General features: G+C 55.3%; 16 protein-coding genes. 6 read left to right on the forward strand and 10 right to left on the reverse strand.

The annotated features are described in order from the left end of the window. Nucleotides 1-10: 10 nt before the first annotated feature. A complete protein-coding gene (locus tag D3A97_RS11940) occupies nt 11-508 on the reverse strand; it encodes a hypothetical protein (RefSeq protein WP_119078736.1) in 498 nt (165 codons plus the stop codon). 125 nt (nt 509-633) lie between these two features. Between D3A97_RS11940 and D3A97_RS11945 the strand changes: the two genes are divergently transcribed. The 4 genes from D3A97_RS11945 (at nt 634) to rpsG (ending at nt 3,520) form a co-directional block, all read left to right on the forward strand. Beyond that, nucleotides 634-1,740 (forward strand): branched-chain amino acid aminotransferase, encoded by a 1,107-nt coding sequence (locus tag D3A97_RS11945; RefSeq protein WP_232825946.1) that lies wholly within the window; start codon nt 634-636, stop codon nt 1,738-1,740. 462 nt (nt 1,741-2,202) lie between these two features. Continuing rightward, entirely contained in the window at nt 2,203-2,502 is a 300-nt protein-coding gene (locus D3A97_RS11950) for a hypothetical protein (RefSeq protein WP_119078737.1), read from the forward strand. A 136-nt stretch (nt 2,503-2,638) separates the two neighbouring features. After that, a complete protein-coding gene (gene rpsL, locus D3A97_RS11955; protein ID WP_026751391.1) occupies nt 2,639-3,019 on the forward strand; it encodes a 30S ribosomal protein S12 in 381 nt (126 codons plus the stop codon). A 33-nt stretch (nt 3,020-3,052) separates the two neighbouring features. After that, complete coding sequence (rpsG, locus tag D3A97_RS11960) at nt 3,053-3,520, forward strand: 30S ribosomal protein S7 (protein ID WP_119078738.1); 468 nt, start codon at nt 3,053-3,055, stop codon at nt 3,518-3,520. Nucleotides 3,521-3,691: 171 nt separating this feature from the next. Here rpsG and D3A97_RS11965 read toward each other — a convergent pair whose 3' ends face one another. The 7 genes from D3A97_RS11965 to D3A97_RS25250 all read right to left on the reverse strand — a co-directional run bounded on the left by D3A97_RS11965 (nt 3,692) and on the right by D3A97_RS25250 (nt 13,349). Next, nucleotides 3,692-6,568, reverse strand: coding sequence for a beta strand repeat-containing protein (locus D3A97_RS11965; RefSeq protein WP_198673971.1), 2,877 nt, complete (start codon nt 6,566-6,568; stop codon nt 3,692-3,694). 11 nt (nt 6,569-6,579) lie between these two features. Further along, nucleotides 6,580-6,972 carry a hypothetical protein gene (locus tag D3A97_RS11975; protein WP_119078739.1) on the reverse strand — a complete coding sequence of 131 codons (393 nt, stop codon included), beginning with the start codon at nt 6,970-6,972 and terminating at the stop codon, nt 6,580-6,582. A 24-nt stretch (nt 6,973-6,996) separates the two neighbouring features. Continuing rightward, a complete protein-coding gene (porV, locus tag D3A97_RS11980) occupies nt 6,997-8,154 on the reverse strand; it encodes a type IX secretion system outer membrane channel protein PorV (RefSeq protein ID WP_157986502.1) in 1,158 nt (385 codons plus the stop codon). Between the two features lie 32 nt (nt 8,155-8,186). Then, nucleotides 8,187-8,693, reverse strand: a complete 507-nt coding sequence (locus tag D3A97_RS11985) for a T9SS type A sorting domain-containing protein (RefSeq protein ID WP_157986503.1) — start codon at nt 8,691-8,693, stop codon at nt 8,187-8,189. Between the two features lie 490 nt (nt 8,694-9,183). Continuing rightward, complete coding sequence (gene porV / locus D3A97_RS11990; RefSeq protein WP_119078742.1) at nt 9,184-10,341, reverse strand: type IX secretion system outer membrane channel protein PorV; 1,158 nt, start codon at nt 10,339-10,341, stop codon at nt 9,184-9,186. 18 nt (nt 10,342-10,359) lie between these two features. Then, nucleotides 10,360-10,854: a T9SS type A sorting domain-containing protein gene (locus D3A97_RS11995; RefSeq protein ID WP_119078743.1), complete on the reverse strand. Its 495-nt coding sequence runs from the start codon at nt 10,852-10,854 to the stop codon at nt 10,360-10,362. Between the two features lie 5 nt (nt 10,855-10,859). Continuing rightward, nucleotides 10,860-13,349 carry a DUF8740 domain-containing protein gene (locus D3A97_RS25250; RefSeq protein WP_157986504.1) on the reverse strand — a complete coding sequence of 830 codons (2,490 nt, stop codon included), beginning with the start codon at nt 13,347-13,349 and terminating at the stop codon, nt 10,860-10,862. A gap of 379 nt (nt 13,350-13,728) precedes the next feature. On the opposite strand from D3A97_RS25250, the gene fusA reads away from it, so the two are divergent. Further along, the gene (gene fusA / locus D3A97_RS12015; protein WP_119078746.1) at nt 13,729-15,873 is read left to right on the forward strand and encodes an elongation factor G; all 2,145 of its coding nucleotides are present in this window, start codon (nt 13,729-13,731) and stop codon (nt 15,871-15,873) included. A gap of 57 nt (nt 15,874-15,930) precedes the next feature. Here the strand turns inward: fusA and D3A97_RS12020 are convergent, their stop codons facing one another. Next, nucleotides 15,931-17,049: a PQQ-dependent sugar dehydrogenase gene (locus tag D3A97_RS12020; protein WP_119078747.1), complete on the reverse strand. Its 1,119-nt coding sequence runs from the start codon at nt 17,047-17,049 to the stop codon at nt 15,931-15,933. Between the two features lie 227 nt (nt 17,050-17,276). On the opposite strand from D3A97_RS12020, the gene D3A97_RS12025 reads away from it, so the two are divergent. Further along, nucleotides 17,277-17,843: a hypothetical protein gene (locus D3A97_RS12025; protein WP_232825947.1), complete on the forward strand. Its 567-nt coding sequence runs from the start codon at nt 17,277-17,279 to the stop codon at nt 17,841-17,843. Nucleotides 17,844-18,051: 208 nt separating this feature from the next. On the opposite strand, the gene D3A97_RS12030 is transcribed toward D3A97_RS12025, so the two are convergent. Then, on the reverse strand, nt 18,052-18,879 hold the full coding sequence (locus D3A97_RS12030) for an energy transducer TonB (RefSeq protein WP_119078748.1): 828 nt from the start codon (nt 18,877-18,879) through the stop codon (nt 18,052-18,054). Nucleotides 18,880-18,969 lie beyond the last annotated feature (90 nt).

An 18,969-nucleotide genomic window follows, 5' to 3' on the forward strand; every position in this document is an offset into this window, starting at 1 on the left:
TAAGGTGTTATCAGATTCCGAAAAGTTGTTGGAGGCCCTGCCACAGCCGCCCCTTCAGGGCCTTGTCTGTTGCAATTTGTTGCAGGTTGCCGGAGTACAGCACCATGGCCTGGAAATGGCTTTCCGGCAGGTAGGGGGCCATCTCCGGAAGGCCCAGCCTGGCGGGCGGTATGTCAAAAACGATGCACTGGCGGAAGCCCAGCGCCGTATGGTAGTCCTGCAGCGTTAAACCGGGGGGGGCTGCAACATTGAGCAATGCAACATCCTGCATTCCCAGTTTGCATGCATTCAATATATTGGTGAGGAGATTGAATAATTCTTCGTTCAAATAGGCTTCGCTTTCATTTTGTATGAGCAGGAGGATGTTTTTTTGATTTTCACCTAAATATTTGAGTTTGGGCAATACCTTGGCGGTTGCCGGAACGGCCGTTTGCACCTCCGGGATGATAGGCTGGTGGTACATTTGGGCCAGCAGATAAGGGTCCAGTTGTAATTGCTCAAGGCTCATAAATATCTTATTAAAATTTAATGTGAACGCCCCATGTTGGGGAAATAACGTTTATTTGCTGATCGTTCGGGGAACGATGGCCTGCTTTAGAAAGTGTAAAAATATTGAGATAAAATTGATTAACCATGATGGCAGTTGAGTTTACCGGCGCTACATCCCCCCTGATGGAAGAAGCAGCCAGGAAGATTAAGGTTACAAAAACAGCTAAGAGCCGCCTGGCCGAAGTGGATTTTAACAACCTGGTATTCGGGAAAAAATATGCAGACCACATGCTGGTGGCTGATTTTGACGGCAAGGAATGGAAAAATGCGGAAATACTCCCGTTCCAGCACCTGAGCGTGAGCCCTTCCAACGCCGCCTGGCATTATGGCCAGGCCATTTTTGAAGGCATCAAGGCGTATAATGACCAGGAAGGCAACCCCATGATCTTCCGCCCTTATGACAATTATGCCCGCTTCAACAAAAGCGCGGAAAGGATGGGCATGCCCGATGTGCCGGAATGGCTCTTTATTGGCGGCATGGCCATGCTGATAGACCTGGACCGGAAATGGGTGCCTTCCAATGAAGGCTGCTCCCTCTACCTGCGGCCTTTCATGATAGCGGTAGACGAGTTCATTGGCGTGCGCCCGTCAGATACCTACAAGTTCGTGATCATCAATTCCCCTTCCGGGCCTTATTTCAATAAACCCATCCACCTGCTGGTACAGGACAAGTATATCAGGGCCTTCCCCGGCGGGGTAGGGTACGCCAAGGCCGCGGGCAACTACGGCGGGGCCATGTACCCCACCATGCAGGCGCGCAAGCAGGGGTATGACCAGATACTCTGGGTAGACGGGCAAGACCACAAATGGCTGCAGGAATGCGGTACCATGAACGTATTTGTGATCATCGGCAACCGCGCCCTCACGCCAGACCTCACCAACGGCACCATCCTGGCCGGGGTTACCCGTACCAGCGTAATGGCGGTACTGGAGGAAATGGGCTTTGAGGTGGAAGAACGCCCGGTATCTATAGACGAAGTGGTGGCCGCCCATCAGAACGGCACCCTGCGCGAGGTGTTCGGTACCGGTACCGCTGCCAGCGTGGCCTATGTGGAGCAGCTGGACTATAAAGACCACAAGATATCGCTTGATACCACTAAGTACGAAGTAGGCGCTGAAGTGATCAGCCGCCTGGACGCCATCCGCACCGGCAAGGTACCGGATGACAAGGGCTGGAATTACAAAATATAACCAACGGTTCTATAGAGAAGCCTCCGGGAAACCGGGGGCTTTTTTTGTACGCGAAAGGGCAGGTACAGAGGGCTGGTTCTTTTCTTGTTGATTTTCAATCTATTATATACCATAGTGTGTTAAAATAAGGGTCGTTTTCTGAAAAAACGGGCCATAAGTAATTGATAACGTGATGATTGAGAAGACAAGGCCCTGTGTAATATAGGTCTGATATAGGTAGGAACTAGGTCTGATATAGGTAGGATATAGGTAGGATATAGGTCTAATATAGGTAGGAACTAGGTCTGATATAGGTAGGATATAGGTAGGATATAGGTCTAATATAGGTAGGAACTAGGTCTAGCTTAGGCCTAACCTAGGTCTTGTTTAGGTCTTGACTAGGTGGGATTGTCTCTGCCGCCTCTCCGTTGCCGCTTCGGCTTTCTCCCAATACTGTAGCAATATTCACTATCTTTGCCGCCCATGACCTTTGATCAGTTCAAAAACAGCCTGCGGCAGCCGGCGCCTCCCGCGGGGCTGAGCCCGGTGCTGGAAGCCATGTGGTGGGATGGCCGGGGAGACTGGGAGCGCAGCCATAACATAGCCCAGGAAGTGCATTCCGCTGACGGCTCCTGGGTGCATGCCTACCTGCACCGCAAGGAGGGAGACCCGGGGAACGCCGGTTACTGGTACGCCCGGGCCGGGAAAAGGATGCCTGCCGTGCCGCTGGAGGCGGAATGGGAGCAGATGGTAACGGTGTTGTTAGAGGAAAATGCCCGGTAATGCGGCTTTTTGAAAAATTAATTCGGTCACAATTTTGTATTCTAAATAGGAAGTGATACCTTTGCCCTCCCAAATTCTCATAATGGGCTATTTGGATGTCATTGTAAACTAGCAGAAAAATATAAAATAGGTAAGAATGCCTACAATACAACAATTAGTAAGAAAAGGAAGAGAAATTATCCGGGCCAAATCAAAGTCAAGAGCTTTGGATGCATGCCCTCAGCGTCGTGGCGTATGTACCCGTGTGTACACTACCACCCCTAAGAAGCCGAACTCTGCATTGCGTAAGGTTGCTAAAGTGCGTCTGACCAATAAAGTAGAGGTGATCGCCTATATTCCGGGTGAAGGTCACAACCTGCAGGAGCACTCCATTGTGCTGATCCGCGGCGGCAGGGTAAAAGATCTGCCGGGTGTTCGTTACCACATTGTACGTGGTTCCCTGGATACTGCTGGTGTGAAGGACAGGAAGCAGAGCCGTTCCAAGTATGGTACCAAAAAGGAAAAGGCTAAAAAATAATCATTCAGTAAATAGTTGAAATTTTTCAAATAAATGAGAAAGCAAGCTGCAAAAAAATTACCCCTGGCGCCCGATCCCAGGTTCCAGGATAAACTGGTAACCCGTTTCGTGAACAACGTCATGGAACAAGGGAAAAAGAGCATTGCCTATAAAATTTTTTATGACGCTATAGACCGCGTTAGCCAGATAACCAACGAAAATGGTTACGAGATCTGGAAAAAAGCATTATCTAACGTAACACCCGCAGTAGAAGTTCGCAGCCGCCGTATTGGTGGCGCCACCTTCCAGATCCCCGCCGAGGTGCGTGCAGACAGGAAAGTGTCCCTGAGCATCAAATGGCTGGTACGCTACGCTGGTGAAAGGAACGGTAAGAGCATGGCCGAAAAACTGGCTAACGAGATCGTTGCCGCCAGCAAAGGTGAAGGCGCCGCTTTCAAGAAGAAAGAAGATACCCACCGTATGGCTGAAGCTAACAAAGCTTTCTCCCACTTCAAAATATAGTACATCCCCGCCCAGGCGGAATGCATATAATTGGAACACCTTCCGGATCCGGGAGGTGTTCTTTTTTTGCCCGCCCGCAGATACCATAAAAAAAGCCGGCCCCAGCGGGCCGGCCCTTCGCCACAAAACCAGACATAAACCTCTAAAGTGTTCAGACTGGTACCTGTGTTACTATTTTACGTTTACCAGTACCTTGATCTTCCCTTCCCCGGCGGCCAGCTCCTGCAATGCCTTGCCGATCACCTGGCCGGGTCTCACCTTGTCAGGGTCTGCTTTCATGGCATAACCGGGCTTGCTGGAGGTAACCAGCAGGTCTCCCCGTTTGATAGCGCCGCCTTCGTCACATACCTTGGTGGGAATAACCCCTATCACCCCCATCGGCACCTGGTCGGTAATATCTTCCACACCTTCCTGCTCTGTGAGCAATACGCCGGGTTTGGTGGCATATACACCGGCTACCAGGCTGGAGTAAGGGGCGGCGGATTTTTCCATGGTGCGGTCCTGGCTGGTGGAGATCACCATCACATCTCCGGGCTCGTAGGCGGAGAGCGCGCCGGTCACGTCAAATGCTTCCGCTACGTCTGCCCCGCTGTTCTGCGTGCCGCCGTTGAAGAAACCGCGGCCGGCCGAATTGATCCTGGCCACGTTCACCGTACCCGGGTTGCCGCTTTTGAACACGGCAATAGAGCCGTTGCTGTGCTGTTCTACCGTCAGCACCGGGTTGGTATTGCCGGTGTTATAGTTCACCAGCCTGCCCGCGCGGCCCTGGCCGAAGTTGGGCACCCAGGCATAGATGGCGGCGCCCGTACCATCTGCGGTGGTTTCCACCCCGTCTCCCGTATTAGAGGCATTGGCGGTAATACCGTTGCCGTTGCCGTCTGCAATGGCAATCAGCGCCGGGCCGTTGCCGGCCGGGTTAGATGCATGGAACAGGCCCGCGTAACCGCCGGTACCGGAAGAGATCCCATAAATGCCCGCTGTACCGAAGTTGGCGAACTGTGAGTTCACTTCTCCTCTTACCGCCGCTTTGGTGCCGGTTACCCTGTCTACCTTGAAATTGCCGGCTATGCCGTTCCCCACGGTGGTAACAGTGATCACATCGCTGGTGTTGTTCTCATTGAAAATATTGAAGCGCCCGGCGCGGCCGGTGGCAAAACTGGGCACCCAGGCATACAGGGCATTACCGCCTCCGTCAATATTGGCTTCCACCGCATTGCCGTCTTTTGAGGCATTGGCGGTAATAGCGTTGCCGTTCCCATCCTGGATGGCTACCAGTGCGGGGCCGTTGCCGCTGGTGTTGGAGGAATGAAAGAGGCCTGCAAAACCGCCTGTGCCGGAGGAGATACCGAATATGCCCGCCGCGCCGAAGTTGCCGAAAATGGTCTTTACTTCAGAACGCACGCCCGCGGCCACGCTGTTGGCATTGTCTACCAGGAACGAGGCGGCGTTGCCCTGGGTGTTGTCAGGAATGTTACCATTGCCGTTGGTGGCCACCTCCAGGGTGTTACCCATGGTATTGGTACTGTTAAAGTTCTCGAAACGCCCGGCGCGCCCGGTACTGTTATTGAGCCCCACTTGCCCCAGTACGCCAATGGCCGTGCCGCTGCTATTGGTGGCCACAAACCCGCGTACGCCATAGCCGCCGCCATCGTTGCGGCCTACCACGGCGCCCGCAATATCGCTGGTGGTACGGCCTACTACCGCTTCGCCGCCGCCGTTGTTATCACCTACCACACCGGCTGAAGTTTGTGCGCTGGTAATACCATGCACACCGAAACCGGCGCTGGTAGAGCTGCGTACACCGGCGCCATTGCCGGTGGTGGTAACGTTCACTACCGTACCGTTGCCTACTGTATTGGCGGTGAGCGCACTATTGTTATTGGCATTGTTAAAAATGCTGATGCTGGCGGGAATACCGTTGTTGCTGGTAGCCGTAAGGCCGGTGCCGGTGTTGCTGTTGGCATAGACGCCCGTGCCGTTGGCGCTGGCATTGCCATAAACGCCCAGGCCGTTGGGGGTACTGCCGTATACACCCCAGCCACTGCCGTTTTGCGACCCCCAGACCCCAACGCCCAGGCCGCCGGTACCTGAGTTGATACCGCGTACGCCGGCCGAGAAGCCGCCGGGAGAGGCGCTGCTTACTATGCCGCGGACAGCGGCAATGCTGCTGGTAGTGGTGTTGTTGACGCCTTCCAGGGACGTACCGTCTCCGTTATTGGTGATGGAGAACAGTGTGGCGGCGTTGTTCTCAACGGCATTGTATGGCAGGGTAAAGGCGCCCACTACGGAACCCGGCGCCCATTCCACGCCGTTGAATTTCAGCACGTCGTTGGCAGCGGGCGCCGCCGCGGCTACCGGCCGCGTCTGGATCTTTGCTACTACCGGGTCAGGGTAGTTGCCGGTCAGGTCTCCCCCGGCCGGTGCGTTGGCAATGGAACCAGCGGGCCCGGCGGGACCAACAGGGCCGGCAGGCCCAACAGGGCCAAGGGGGCCGGCGGGCCCAACAGGTCCGGCGGGGCCAGCAGGGCCACCAGGCCCGGCAGGGCCCACAGGGCCGGGTACGCCGGGAGCGCCAACGGGGCCGGCTGGGCCGGCAGGCCCGGCGGGGCCATCAGGACCGGCAGGACCAGCGGGGCCGGGTGTGCCGCCGTTAACGGCAAACAGCGCATAAGGCACCGCCATCAACTGGCTGTTGCCCAGTACATTGAAACCGCTGCCGGTATTCACTTCCACCCGAACATACTGGTTGGCGTCCGCCCAGGGTACAGTGGCAAAAGTACCGGTAACCGGTGTGCCGCGCCCTATCTGCAGGCTGAAAAGCCCCAGTTGATTGGTGTTGGTGGTGTGCGTTTCCTGGTATTGCACCGGGCCGTCCGCAGCGCCTCCCAAAATGGAGAACCGCACGGTAACAGGTGCGTTAGATAAAATGGTACCATTGCTGTTGCGCGCCACGGCCTGGTAGTTGGTGCCGGTCAGGCCGCTCTGGGCCATTGCCTGCGGCAGGCATGCAACAAGAGAGAAAATAATAAGGTTAAATATCTTTTTCATTGCGGATGCTTTTATTGTTTAGGCGCCTGGCTTTCTTGTGAAGGGGCTGGGGTTGCTTTTACGGGTTGTGCCGCCGCTGCTTTCTCTTTGGCCAGGTCTGCCGGGGTGGCTTCAGACGGCAGCTTCAAGCCGGCCCCCTTGCGGGCGGTCTCCCGTGCGGCGGGTTTGGCCGCGGCCTGCTGGGGCTGGTAGTTGGTGAAGATCAGCTCGCGTACATTGCGGGTGTTCTTCCGCTTGTTGTCAACATCCGCCGTTGCATCCTGTTTCAACTTCGCCATGTCCGCGTCATAATCCGGGAACAGCACGTATTTGGTTGACCGGCCGGCCTTGGGAGACTGGCTTTGGGCCATCAGGGCGCCTGCAGATAACAGCAGCAGGCAGGTGAAAAGAAATATAGCTTTCATGTTTTCGAGGTTTAAAGTGAGGGTTTATTTCTGTGGTGAAATATTGTACATCAGGGTGAACACGAGGCTTCTGCGCTGTATCAGACTGGTGCCGGTGGGCATGAGGTAGGCCATGTCTATCTGCACGCCGGAGATATTTACACCAATGCCGGCCGTAAAATGCTGCCGGTTGCCTTTGTTGGGGTGTTCATAAAAATAGCCGGTGCGTACAAAGAACTTGTGCTGGTAGTCATACTCCAGTCCGCCCGCCAGCGAGAACTCGCGCAGCTCTTCATTAAACCCGCCGGGCGCATCACCGAAGGAGCTGAAAATGGCTTCGGCCACGCCGCGGTTGGGATCTTTCCCTTTCTCTATCTCGCCGGTGGGGTTGCCGTTGGGGTCCAGCTTGTAGATGGGCGGGGTGGGCACCAGCAGCTTGTTCACGTCAGCGGCAACGGTAAACTGGTGGTCTTGCGTGTGTACAAAAGAATACGCGCCGCCAATGCGCATGTTCATGGGCAGGAAAGACTTGCGGTTATTATCGTCCGTATACTTCAGCCGCGAGCCCAGGTTGGTAAAGCTGATGCCCCAGGCGTAGCGGTTCCCGTAATCCAGGTTGTCCGCATAGTTCTGGTAATACAGCCCCACATCGCCGGCTACGGCGGATGCCGGCTTTTGCAGCTGCCCGTTGTAGGTGCCGCTGCCCAGCTCGCTGCGGATGTACCGCAGCGTTACCGCCAGGGAAAATTTGTTGCCCAGCTTGCGGGCGTAAGCGGCATCTATGGCAAACTCGCGCGGGCGGTACTGCTGCAGCTCCATACCGTTATCGTCACGAAAGGTCACATCACCGTAATTGAAGTATTTAACGGACACGCCTATGCTTTGCTGTTCTGCCCAGGTCTTGAAACCAGATACATAGGCCATGTGCGTTTTATGATCATTGAGGTCCCACATCCAGGGGGAGTAGGAGGCGCTTACGCCCCAGCTGCCGGCAAAGGGCAGTTTGGCCGCATTGCCGAACATGGCATTGGCATCAGGCTCTGTACCTGTTACGGCATCGCCCATGCCGCTGCTGCGGGCATCGGGGTTTACCAGCAGGAAAGCGCCGCCTATATTCAGTGGTTGTTGTTGCGATTTTTGGGCTAGCAGGGGATGTACAACCAGCACGCAACAAAGCACCAGCAGCATTTTTAATTGCTTCATAAAAAAACTTTTCAGGCTTTTGCGAATGATGATTATTGTACAATGAGCTTTTCTGTATATACCTGGCCCTGTACCTTGAACACCACGGTGTAGATGCCCGCCGCCAGCCTGTCTACCGGCGTGGGTATCACAATTTTACCGGGGCCGTACATGCGCACGTCCTGGTAAATGACCTGCCCGGTGGTATTCACCAGCAGGAAAACTACCGTAGCGTCCGTCAGCAGGTCAAAGCTGATCTTCACCGTAGTGAGCGCGGGGTTAGGGTATAACATAAAGTCCATCACGGCAGGGGAGCCGGGGGCCAGCGGTGGGAGTACCTCCGGCTGATGGAAGCCCTGCGTGAGCAGTATGCCGCCTGCGCCGAAAGTTTCCACCACCGCTTCTCCAATGGTGTAATCGAGCGTAATGCCGCCGGCGGCTCCGCTGCCGCCGCTGTTGGCCACTACTTCCCGCACCAGTGTCAGCTGCGCCTTTGCGGGCAGCCAGGCCATGGCCAGGAAAATTGCCAGTAACAGATACCGGGTAGAAAAATGTTTCATAGTGATTGAGGTTATGTTGGAATTTGGAAATACTGCATAACAGGAGAGATCTGCAGGGGCTGCCTGCATTACATGTATCAGAATGGTCCGGCTTCTGGAATACCGGGCCCCACATACGTCCACATACTGCTCGTTGTGTGCCGTGAAGTGCTCTACTTCCGGGCTTCCGGGCGTAACAATAAAAACCTCTTCCGCATCGGGAAGCAATGACTCAAGGGTTCCCGGTGCATTTTAATCTATGCTGTTTTATTTGCTTGCTGGGGTTTCTTCAGGCTGAGAACAATGTAAAGGTAGTTAAAAAATGATCTGTTGCAAGACGTGTACACCGTCATTTCATTTTTGGCCGGTTTAGGGTGATGACTGGTAGATTTTGGAAAGCAGGTGGAGTGGACAAAAGCGGGAACGAACAACAATAGGGGCCGGCCCGCAGTAATGGCCAGCCCCTGTATATTCGCATGCACAATGGGGACGTGTTGTTTTCCCGGTATGATCAAAGGCCCCTGAAAGGGGTATACATGATGGTGAATACCATGCTCTTTCGCTGAATGAGGCTGCTGCCGGTGGGAGACAGGTAGGCCATGTCTATGGAAATGCCGGAAAAATTAACACCGGCGCCCATGGTAAAATGCTGTCGGTAGCCTTTATGGGGGTGCTCATAAAAATATCCTGCGCGCACAAAGAATTTATGCTGGTAGGTATATTCAATACCTGAGGCAATGGAGAACTCGCGCAGCTCTTCATTAAACCCGCCGGGCGCGTCCGCAAAGGAATGGAAGATAGCGCTCACAACGCCGCGGTCAGGGTCTTTCCCTTTTTCTATTTCGCCGGTGGGGTTGCCGAGGCCGTCTGTTTTATAAACAGGGGGTGTGGGTACCAGCAGTTTGTTGATATCTGCCGCCAGCGTAAACTGGTGGTCTTCCGTATGCACAAAAGAATACCCGCCGCCAATGCGCAGGTTCATGGGCAGAAAGGATTTGCGGCCGGCGTCATCTGAATACTTCAGCCTGGAGCCGAGGTTGGTGATGCTGATGCCCCAGCAATAGCGGTTGCCGTAATCCAGGTTGTCCGCATACCCCTGGGAATACAGCCCCACATCTCCCGCAACGGCGGAAGCCGGTTTTTGTACCTGCCCGTTATAGGTGCCGTTGCCCAGCTCGCTGCGGATGTAGCGGAGCGTTACGGAAAGGGCGAACTGATCGCTCAGTTTTCTGGCATATGCGGCGTCAATGGCAAATTCACGCGGCGTATAGTTGTGCAGCGCCATGCCGTTATCGTCCCGGAAAGTGACCTCTCCGTAGTTGAAATATTTGATGGACATACCTGCGCTTTCCCTGCCGTTCCATGTTTTAAAAGCAGATACGTAGGCGGTGTTAGTTTGATGGTTGTTCAGGTCCCACATCAGTGGAGAATAAGAAGCGCTTACGCCCCACTCCCCGGCAAAGGGCAGTTTGGCCGCGTTGGCAAAAATGGCGTTGGCGTCCGGCTCCAGGCCGGTAACGGCATCGCCGGTGCCGCTGCTTTTGGCATCGGGGTTTACGAGCAGGAACGCGCCGCCTATATTGATAGGCTTTTGCTGCGTTTTCTGTCCGTAAGATGTATTTACCGCCAGCAGGCAGCAAAGTATCGCAAACAGTTGCCTGGGTTGCATGATGATTTGTTTTGAAGGTTATTGCACAATGAGTTTTTCTGTATAGACCTGTCCCTGCACTTTCAGCACTACGGTGTAGATGCCTGCCGCCAGCCGGTCTACGGGGGTGGAGATGAGTATTTTACCAGCGCCGTAATACTGCACGTTCTGGTACATCAGCTGGCCCGTAGTGTTCACGATCAACAATACCACGGAAGCGTCCGTTACCAGGTTGAAAGCTACCTTTACCGTGGTTACCGCGGGGTTGGGATAGAGGAGGAAGTCGAAAAGCGGCGTGCCGCCCGGCGGCAGCGCCGGCACTATTTCCGGCTGCTGGAAACCCTGGGTGAGCAAAAGGCCGCCGGCCGCCAGGCTTTCCACCACCGGTTCACCTACCGTGTAGTCAATGGTGAGCGGGCCTGCATGGCCGCTGCCGCCGGTGCTGGCGGCTACTTGCCGCACCAGCACCAGCTGCGCATCTGCCGCATGCCCGGCAGCTGTCAGGAGTATTAACAGGATGAATATTTTTTTCATGGGGCCTATTTTACATTTACCAGTACATTGATCTTTCCGCTGCCGGCCGCGTGTTCCTGCAATGCCTTGCCGATGACCTGGCCCGGTTGCACTTTGGCGGGGTCTGCCTTCATGGCCGTACCGGGCTGGCTGGAAGATACCAGCAGGTCCCCGCGTTTGATAGGCCCGCCTTCGTCACATACCTTGGTGGGTATCACGCCTACCACGCCCAGGGGGACCTTATCAGTGATCTCCTGCAGGGCGTCTCCGCCGGTCAGCAGCAGGCCGGGTTTGGTAGCGTATACGCCCGCCACCAGCGCAGAGTAGGGGCCGCTGCTTTTTTCCATGGTGCGGTCCGCACTGGTAGAGATCACCATTACGTCTCCCGGCTCATAACTGTTCTTGCTGCCGGTCACATCAAATGCTTCCGCCACGTCTGCGCCGCTGGCCTGTATATCACCGTTGAAATATCCCCTGCCTGATTTGTTGATGCGGGCCACATTGCCGCCCTGGTTCTTGAAAACCGCCAGGTTGCCGGTGGCGCCGGTGTGGTTGATCTCCAGCGCGGTCTGGGTGCCGGCGTTGGAGATCATCACCGTGGATTTGTCGTTAGCCGCATTGGTGTTATTGAACATACCGGCCACGCCGGTGCCGCCGTTGGCGCCTACAGTGGCCAGCAGCGCCCTGGCCGTGCCGCTCTGGTCGTTCGTAGCGGAAGCCCAGATGCTGGTGCCCGCTCCGGTGGCAAAACTCCTGATGCCTACCTGCGCACCCGGCACATTCACATCTATGCCCGTGCCGTTGCCGTCATTCACCACGCTGACCGCCGGGCCGCTGCCATGGTTAATGGCATAGAGGCCGGGCGCATTGTCTGCCTCCGCGCGTATGGCGGGGCCCTGGCCTTGGCTGTAAGCCTCCACCGCTCCCTTGCCGGCTGGGTTGTTGGTTGACCGGAACCTGCCCGCCACGCCTGTGTTGGCCTCGCTGACAAGGGCATTCCCCGAACCTTTATGATCTACCTGCAGCGCATGCTGGGTATTGGCCACGTTGGTGACCTGGAAGTGACCGGCCTTGCCGTTCTGGCTGGAGGCGTACACGCCGGAGCCATTAACGGAGGTAGCATGCAGGCCGTTACTCGCCTCGCTCTTTGCCCGTACACCCGTGTGCTGAACAGAGCTGCCTTCCACCCCGATGCCCTGGGTGGAATGGCCGGACACGCCCCAGCCGCTTCCTTCCGTATAGCCGCGTACGGCATGGCCGGCAGCGTTGCCGCCCAGGTTTTCTCCCAGTATGGCAATGGAAGAGGCGCCGGTGCCCTGGGTGGTTACCTGGCCGTGGATGGCCATGGCGCCGGTTTTTTGCGAGCTGGTGAAAGCCGCCACGGCAGGCGCTTTGGCGGCGGTGGTGGCCTGTACTACAGGGTTGGTGCCCTCCGTGCCGATCACCTGGAACTTACCGGCTATACCGGAGAGGCTGGAGCCGGATACGGCCGTGCCGGTACCCGTGTTGCCTTGTACGGCCGTGCCTTCACTACTGTTGCCATGAACGGCTATGCCCTTGGGGGCCGTGCCCAGCACGCCTGTGCCAAAACCTTCGTGAGAGCCGTGTACCCCCACGCCCTGAGTGCCGGTGCCGTTGTTGATGCCTCTTACGGCAACGGCGTTACCGGCGGGGGCATTGCCGGCTATGACGCCTTTTACCGCCACGGCATCCGCCTGTACGCCGTTATTGGTGCCTTCCAGCGAGGTACCGGCGCCGTTGTTGGTAATGCTGAATACTGTTTCGGGAATGTCTACCGTAGTAGCGTAGGGGATGGCAAACGCAGGTCCCTCCGGGCCAGCGGGTCCCGCGGGGCCGGCCGGGCCTTGCGGCCCGGTGGCGCCTTGTGTTCCCTGCGGCCCTGCAGGCCCTGCAGACCCTGCCGGTCCGGCGTTACCGGCCGGCCCCGCTATACCCTGCGGCCCGGGAATACCGGCGGGCCCTTGCGGCCCCACCGGGCCAGCCACGCCTTCAACACCGGCGGGCCCGGGAACGCCCTGTTGACCCTGTGGCCCGGCGGGCCCCACTGGTCCGGCCGGCCCTGCAGGCCCCGGAACACCCTGTGCTCCCTGCGGCCCGTTAGCAGCGAACTGCGCAAACGGAACGCTCATGAACTGGCTGGTGCCCAGCAAGGTGTAACCTTGCCCGGCGTCTGCTTCCACCCGCAAGAACTGGTTGGCGGCGGCCCAGGGCACGGCGGCAAAAGTGCCGGTTACCGGCGTGCCGCGGCCTATCCGCAGGGTAAACAGCCCCTGGTTGTTGGTAGCGGTGTTATGTGTTTCCTGGTACTGTACGGCGCCATCAGGGCCGCCGGCCAGCACAGAGAAGCGTACGGTGAGGGGTTGGCCCGCCTGTACGGTGCCGTTGGCATTGCGGGCCACGGCCTGGTAGTTGATGCCGCTGAGGCCGTTCTGGGCATGCAGCCCCGGCAACGATGCGATTAATAAGAAGAACAGGAGGTAAAAGATCTTTTTCATGATGTGCGGGGTTTGTTTGTTTCCAATTCCGGGCAATACAAGGTCATTACGAGGTATAAGCCATTCGTTCTAATTGGTAATCAATTTGTTTGAAGAATGAAATTTTTGGTTGTCATCCCAGGGGAACAACAGAACAGGATCATTAGATTTGGGATTCCATTCAAATAAAATGATTTGCGGAATAAAAGTAGAAAAATGACGCTTTGAGGCTTTTGCCGGTTAATTTTTGTTAAGGCCGGATTAACGGACAAGGTATTCTGGTTAATACATCCCCGCCCCGCGGGAATTAACATTTTCACAAAGAATCGGGTTTTATTAATTAAGATAAATAGTTTACCTTTGCCCCCCAAATTGCATTACTTATAGTCATTTTACTTTTATGGCAGACTTAAGATTTCAAAGAAACTTTGGTATTGCGGCGCACATTGATGCCGGTAAAACCACTACCACAGAGCGTATCCTGTATTATACAGGGAAGACCCACAAAATCGGTGAGGTTCACGAAGGGGCAGCTACCATGGACTGGATGGCCCAGGAGCAGGAGAGAGGTATTACCATCACATCTGCTGCTACCACCTGTTTCTGGAACTTCCCTACCGACCAGGGAAAAAGTACGCCTGATACCAAACAGTATAAATTCAATATCATCGATACTCCGGGCCACGTGGACTTTACCGTAGAGGTAGAGCGTTCCCTGCGTGTGCTGGACGGGCTGGTTGCATTGTTCTGCGCCGTATCCGGTGTTGAGCCCCAATCCGAGACCGTTTGGCGCCAGGCTAACAAATACCGCGTACCCCGTATCGGTTTTGTGAATAAAATGGACCGTTCCGGCGCTGACTTCCTGAACGTGGTTAAACAGGTAAGGGAAATGCTGGGCGCCAACCCCGTTCCCCTGGTACTGCCCATTGGCGCTGAAGATAACTTCAAAGGCGTGGTAGACCTGATCACCATGAAAGGTATCATCTGGGACGAAGCCGGTAAAGGCGCTACCTTCGAAGAGATAGAGATCCCCGCGGATATGAAAGAAGAAGCGGAAGAATGGAGAGGCAAGCTCGTGGAAGCGGTAGCTGACTACGATGATAAACTGCTGGAGAAATTCTTCGACGACCCGAACTCCATCTCTGAAGCCGAGATCCACGAAGCGATCCGCAAAGCCACCATCGATATGGCCATCATTCCGATGATGTGCGGTTCCTCCTTCAAAAACAAAGGTGTTCAGAAAATGCTGGACGGTGTTTGCCGTTACCTGCCTTCTCCGATGGACATCGAAGCGGTGAAAGGTACCAACCCTGACAATGGTGAGGAAATTGAACGTAAGCCCGACGCAAAAGAACCTTTTGCAGCACTGGCGTTCAAGATCATGACAGACCCCTTCGTAGGCCGTCTGGCATTCTTCCGGGCTTATTCCGGCCACCTGGACGCGGGTTCTTATGTACTGAACACCCGTACCGGCAAAAACGAGCGTATCAGCCGTATCATGCAGATGCACGCTAACAAGCAGAACCCCATCGAGTTTATCGAAGCTGGTGACATTGGTGCTGCTGTTGGTTTTAAAGATATCAAAACCGGTGACACCCTTTGCGCGGAAGATCATCCCATTGTACTGGAATCTATGACCTTCCCCGACCCCGTGATCCACATTGCCATTGAGCCTAAAACGCAGGCAGACGTAGATAAAATGGGTATGGCCATTGCCAAGCTGGTGGAAGAAGACCCCACCCTGAAGGCAAAGACCGATGAGGAAACCGGCCAGACCGTATTGAGCGGTATGGGCGAGCTGCACCTCGAGATCATTGTTGACCGTATGCGCCGCGAGTTTAAAGTGGAAGTGAACCAGGGTGCTCCCCAGGTTGCTTACAAAGAAGCTTTCACGCAGAAAGTGGAACACCGCGAAGTATTCAAGAAACAAACCGGTGGCCGCGGTAAATTCGCAGACATCCAGATAGAGATCGGCCCTGCTGATGCAGAATGGCTGAAAGAGAACGACGGCAAATTCTTCCAGTTCGTGAACGATATCTTCGGTGGTTCTATCCCCAAAGAGTTCATTCCCGCGGTACAGAAAGGCTTTGAGCAATCCATGAACAATGGCGTGCTGGCCAACTTCCCGATGACGAGCCTGAAAGTACGCCTGTTCGATGGTTCTTTCCACGCGGTAGACTCCGATGCCATGTCTTTCGAGCTTTGCGCCAAGTCTGCTTTCCGTGAAGCCGGCCGTAAAGCGAAACCCGTTCTGCTGGAACCTATCATGAAAGTAGAAGTAACCACGCCTGACCAGTACATGGGTGACGTTACCGGTGACCTGAACCGCCGCCGTGGTATGCTGGAAGGTATGGAATCCCGCAATGGCGCACAGGTGATCAAAGCCAAAGTGCCCCTGAGCGAAATGTTCGGTTACGTAACGCAGCTGCGTTCACTGTCTTCCGGCCGCGCTACCTCCATCATGGAGTTCTCTCACTACAACCCTGCACCCAACAACATTGCTGAAGAAGTAGTGGCCAAGGTGAAAGGTAAAGTGAACGCCTAAGCACAAGTTGATAGATAGAAATAAAAGAGCCCTCCGTACGCGGGGGGCTTTTTTTTATTACTCCGGCTTGCTCACCTCAATGATCTTTCCCGGGCTTTCATCTGTACAGATGTACACCCGCCCGTTGGGCGATACGCAAACATCCCGCAGCCGGCCGAACTTGCCGGTAAAGTAGGTTTTGCTGCCTGTTACCGTTTTACCGTCTGCGCTGAGCTGGAGCTGGTACAGGGTGGTATTTTTCAGGCTGGTGACCAGCAGCGAGTTCTTCCACTGGGGAATGCGCTCGTGGTTGTAATAATCCAGCCCGCAGAGGGCAAAAGTGCTGCCGCCGGTTGACCAGATCGGCTCCCTGACGTTATTGGCCGTACAAAAGGCCGTTTCAGACCCCGTATTGCAGGGGCCTTCCACGGTGGGCCAGCCGTAATTCCTTTGTTTTTCAATGATGTTCACTTCATCTTCTATGCCGGCCCCATGCTCGGCCGCGTAGAGGGTGTTATTGACCATTACCAGTCCCTGCGGGTTGCGGTGGCCGTAGCTCCACAGGGGATTGCCGGGAATGGGGTTGTCTGCCGGAACGGAGCCGTCCAGGTTCAGCCGCAGCACCTTTCCGCTGAGGGAGGTAGTGAGCTGTGCGTTGCCGCTGGCCGCCGCATCGCCGGTGGTAATAAAGAGCTTGTCTCCGCTGATCAGCAGGCGGGAGCCGTTGTGAATGCCCGCTGCCGGTATGTTCTCGATAATGGTGGCAGGGGAGGCCAGGGTATTGTTCTCATAACGGTACCGCACTACTTTTTCCCGGTAAGGGTTGCCGTAGTTGTACACCAGGTATACAAAAGGCTGCTGCGTAAAGGAGGGGTGCAGCACCATGCCCAGCAGGCCGCCTTCGCCGTTGGCCACTACCTCCGGAATAGTGAGCAGGGGTTTCAGCTCGCCGGTTTTGGGGTCTACACGGCTCACTTTTCCGCCCCTTTCCGTCATCCAGATATGATCATCAGGCCCCCAGAGAATTTCCCATGGGCGGGAAATACCCTGTTGTACCACCACGCGCACACTGTCTTTCGGCCAGTCTGGATCTTCGCCGTTTGGCGGCGGGGCGGACTTTTTATGACAGGAGGCGGCAAAGAAAGAGCCGGCGCATAACAGCACCAGCAGCACGGCAAATATGGGGGCAGGTTTCATAGCATTTTAGTTTAGAACAACTATTTAGGCGAACAAATTGTCTGCCAGCTTAAAAAAAATAAAGTTTTTATAAAACCTTTTTCGCATTCGAGTGTTTAAAATATGTTTATTGTATTCATAATCAATCACACCGGTTCTGATTTGTCCCCATTCCATGAATGTTCAAGAAGCAGCAATTTCATCAAAACACAAATCATATGAGAAAAATTGGTTACTTAACCCTCCTCATGTCCACAGTTTTTTTTGCGGCCACCGGTTTTGCCCAAACCCAGAAAGGAAATGTTATGGTAGGCGCGCAACTTGCCAATATCGGGGGTACCTTCCAGAATGGAGGCAGTGTATTTAACTTAAACCTGACGCCTAAAGCAGGCTGGTTTATACAAGACAATGTGGCCATTGGCGTGGACGTTAACCTGGGGCTGACCACCGGTAACGATCAAACGGACTTCCTGTACGGTATAGGTGCTTTTGGCAGATATTATGTGGCAGACAAAAAGGTGGAGATAGACAAAAAGGCCCGCTGGTTCTTTGAAGCAAGCGCCGGTTTTAATGGCGTGAACCGCAAGGTAGGGGACGCCAGCACTAATACGAACGGTCTTGGTCTGGGCATTGGCCCCGGCCTGGCTTATTTCATCACGCCCAATATTGGTTTGGAAGGCCTGGTGAAGTATGACCTGACGGTGGGCTTCGGCAGCTCTACCACGGCCCACAGGGTGAGCTTTAACCTCGGCTTCCAGATCTACCTGCCTTCGGCCAAGGCCCGGCAAACGATCAGGGAAGTAGGGGACAAATAACAGGAGAACCCCTCTTAAGTCGATCAATACACAAACTGAAAATGAGAACGGGTTGTTTTCCGCCGGCAGTGCGGGGAACGGCCCGTTTTTCTTTGGGGCCGGCTCTCCGGGGCCAGCGGAGGGCCGCACCGGATTGCAGCGCCGTATTCCGTATTGCTTTCCTGCCGGCGGCGCTTCGGGTTTACGCTGAAGTTTTGGGCGCCGGGAGTTACTTCACTGCCGGCGTTTCCCCCTGTTTGCCCGGCAGCTCAAACCTGATCACCACCTGGTGTTTGGAGGCCACCGCCCTGCCATCCAGCCGGGCCGGTATCCATTTCGGCATTTTTTCCACAACGCGCATGGCCTCTTCTTCCAGGCCATAGCCAATTACATGGCCTACGGTGGCGGGGTTGCCTACGCGGCCGTTGGCCAGTATCAGGAACTCAACGGTAACGGCGCCCCCAACGCCGGCGGCTTTGGCCTCTTTAGGGTATTGCAGGGTCTTTTTCACAAAATACCGGAGGGCCTGCCCGCCTCCATTGAACTGCGGGAGGCTGTTCACGGAAGGCGTGGTTACGTCTGCCGGTTTGCGGAGGGAGTTGGGAATGGTTACCCGCAGGGGGAGGGTCATCCGGAGGTCTACCGGTTTGCCGTTCAGCAGGCCCGGTTTCCAGCGGGGCATGCCGGAAAAGAGCGTCACTACTTCCTTATCCAGCTGCCGGATGCCCGGATGTTTGATCTTGACGTCTGTGACGTACCCTGTGCGTTCTACCAGGAAGTCTACATAAACCATTACAACTGAATCGTTTCGGAGCGCTACATAGGGTATCTTGAGATGGGCCGCTATCCAGTCATGCATATATTCTTCACCCTGGGGGAATTGGGGCATTACGTCCGCTTTGAGGGATTCCAGCTCCCGGGCCAGTTCGGCCCGCATTTCCGCCTCCGAAAGCGGGGTGGAGGCAGGTTCCTGGGCGGCGGCGCGGCTTCCGGCGGCAAAAAAAAGCGCCAGCAGCAGGATGTGCGGAAAACAAGCAGGAGGAAGCCGGTAAAACATTGGGAATAAAAAGGTTAGGTATTTTTTATAACTTGCGGGCGATCACCCTGTACCAATAAAACTAACAGAAATGCGGCAAAAAGTCAATAA

The organism is Chitinophaga alhagiae, assembly GCF_003568665.1.
GTDB lineage: Bacteria > Bacteroidota > Bacteroidia > Chitinophagales > Chitinophagaceae > Chitinophaga > Chitinophaga alhagiae.

What these genes read in the sequence shown, in the direction of transcription:
- D3A97_RS11940 (WP_119078736.1), bottom strand. Translation starts at nt 508, where the DNA reads ATGAGCCTTGAGCAATTACAACTGGACCCTTATCTGCTGGCCCAAATG.
- D3A97_RS11945 (WP_232825946.1), top strand. Translation starts at nt 634, where the DNA reads ATGATGGCAGTTGAGTTTACCGGCGCTACATCCCCCCTGATGGAAGAA.
- D3A97_RS11950 (WP_119078737.1), top strand. Translation starts at nt 2,203, where the DNA reads ATGACCTTTGATCAGTTCAAAAACAGCCTGCGGCAGCCGGCGCCTCCC.
- rpsL (WP_026751391.1), top strand. Translation starts at nt 2,639, where the DNA reads ATGCCTACAATACAACAATTAGTAAGAAAAGGAAGAGAAATTATCCGG.
- rpsG (WP_119078738.1), top strand. Translation starts at nt 3,053, where the DNA reads ATGAGAAAGCAAGCTGCAAAAAAATTACCCCTGGCGCCCGATCCCAGG.
- D3A97_RS11965 (WP_198673971.1), bottom strand. Translation starts at nt 6,568, where the DNA reads ATGAAAAAGATATTTAACCTTATTATTTTCTCTCTTGTTGCATGCCTG.
- D3A97_RS11975 (WP_119078739.1), bottom strand. Translation starts at nt 6,972, where the DNA reads ATGAAAGCTATATTTCTTTTCACCTGCCTGCTGCTGTTATCTGCAGGC.
- porV (WP_157986502.1), bottom strand. Translation starts at nt 8,154, where the DNA reads ATGAAGCAATTAAAAATGCTGCTGGTGCTTTGTTGCGTGCTGGTTGTA.
- D3A97_RS11985 (WP_157986503.1), bottom strand. Translation starts at nt 8,693, where the DNA reads ATGAAACATTTTTCTACCCGGTATCTGTTACTGGCAATTTTCCTGGCC.
- porV (WP_119078742.1), bottom strand. Translation starts at nt 10,341, where the DNA reads ATGCAACCCAGGCAACTGTTTGCGATACTTTGCTGCCTGCTGGCGGTA.
- D3A97_RS11995 (WP_119078743.1), bottom strand. Translation starts at nt 10,854, where the DNA reads ATGAAAAAAATATTCATCCTGTTAATACTCCTGACAGCTGCCGGGCAT.
- D3A97_RS25250 (WP_157986504.1), bottom strand. Translation starts at nt 13,349, where the DNA reads ATGAAAAAGATCTTTTACCTCCTGTTCTTCTTATTAATCGCATCGTTG.
- fusA (WP_119078746.1), top strand. Translation starts at nt 13,729, where the DNA reads ATGGCAGACTTAAGATTTCAAAGAAACTTTGGTATTGCGGCGCACATT.
- D3A97_RS12020 (WP_119078747.1), bottom strand. Translation starts at nt 17,049, where the DNA reads ATGAAACCTGCCCCCATATTTGCCGTGCTGCTGGTGCTGTTATGCGCC.
- D3A97_RS12025 (WP_232825947.1), top strand. Translation starts at nt 17,277, where the DNA reads ATGTCCACAGTTTTTTTTGCGGCCACCGGTTTTGCCCAAACCCAGAAA.
- D3A97_RS12030 (WP_119078748.1), bottom strand. Translation starts at nt 18,879, where the DNA reads ATGTTTTACCGGCTTCCTCCTGCTTGTTTTCCGCACATCCTGCTGCTG.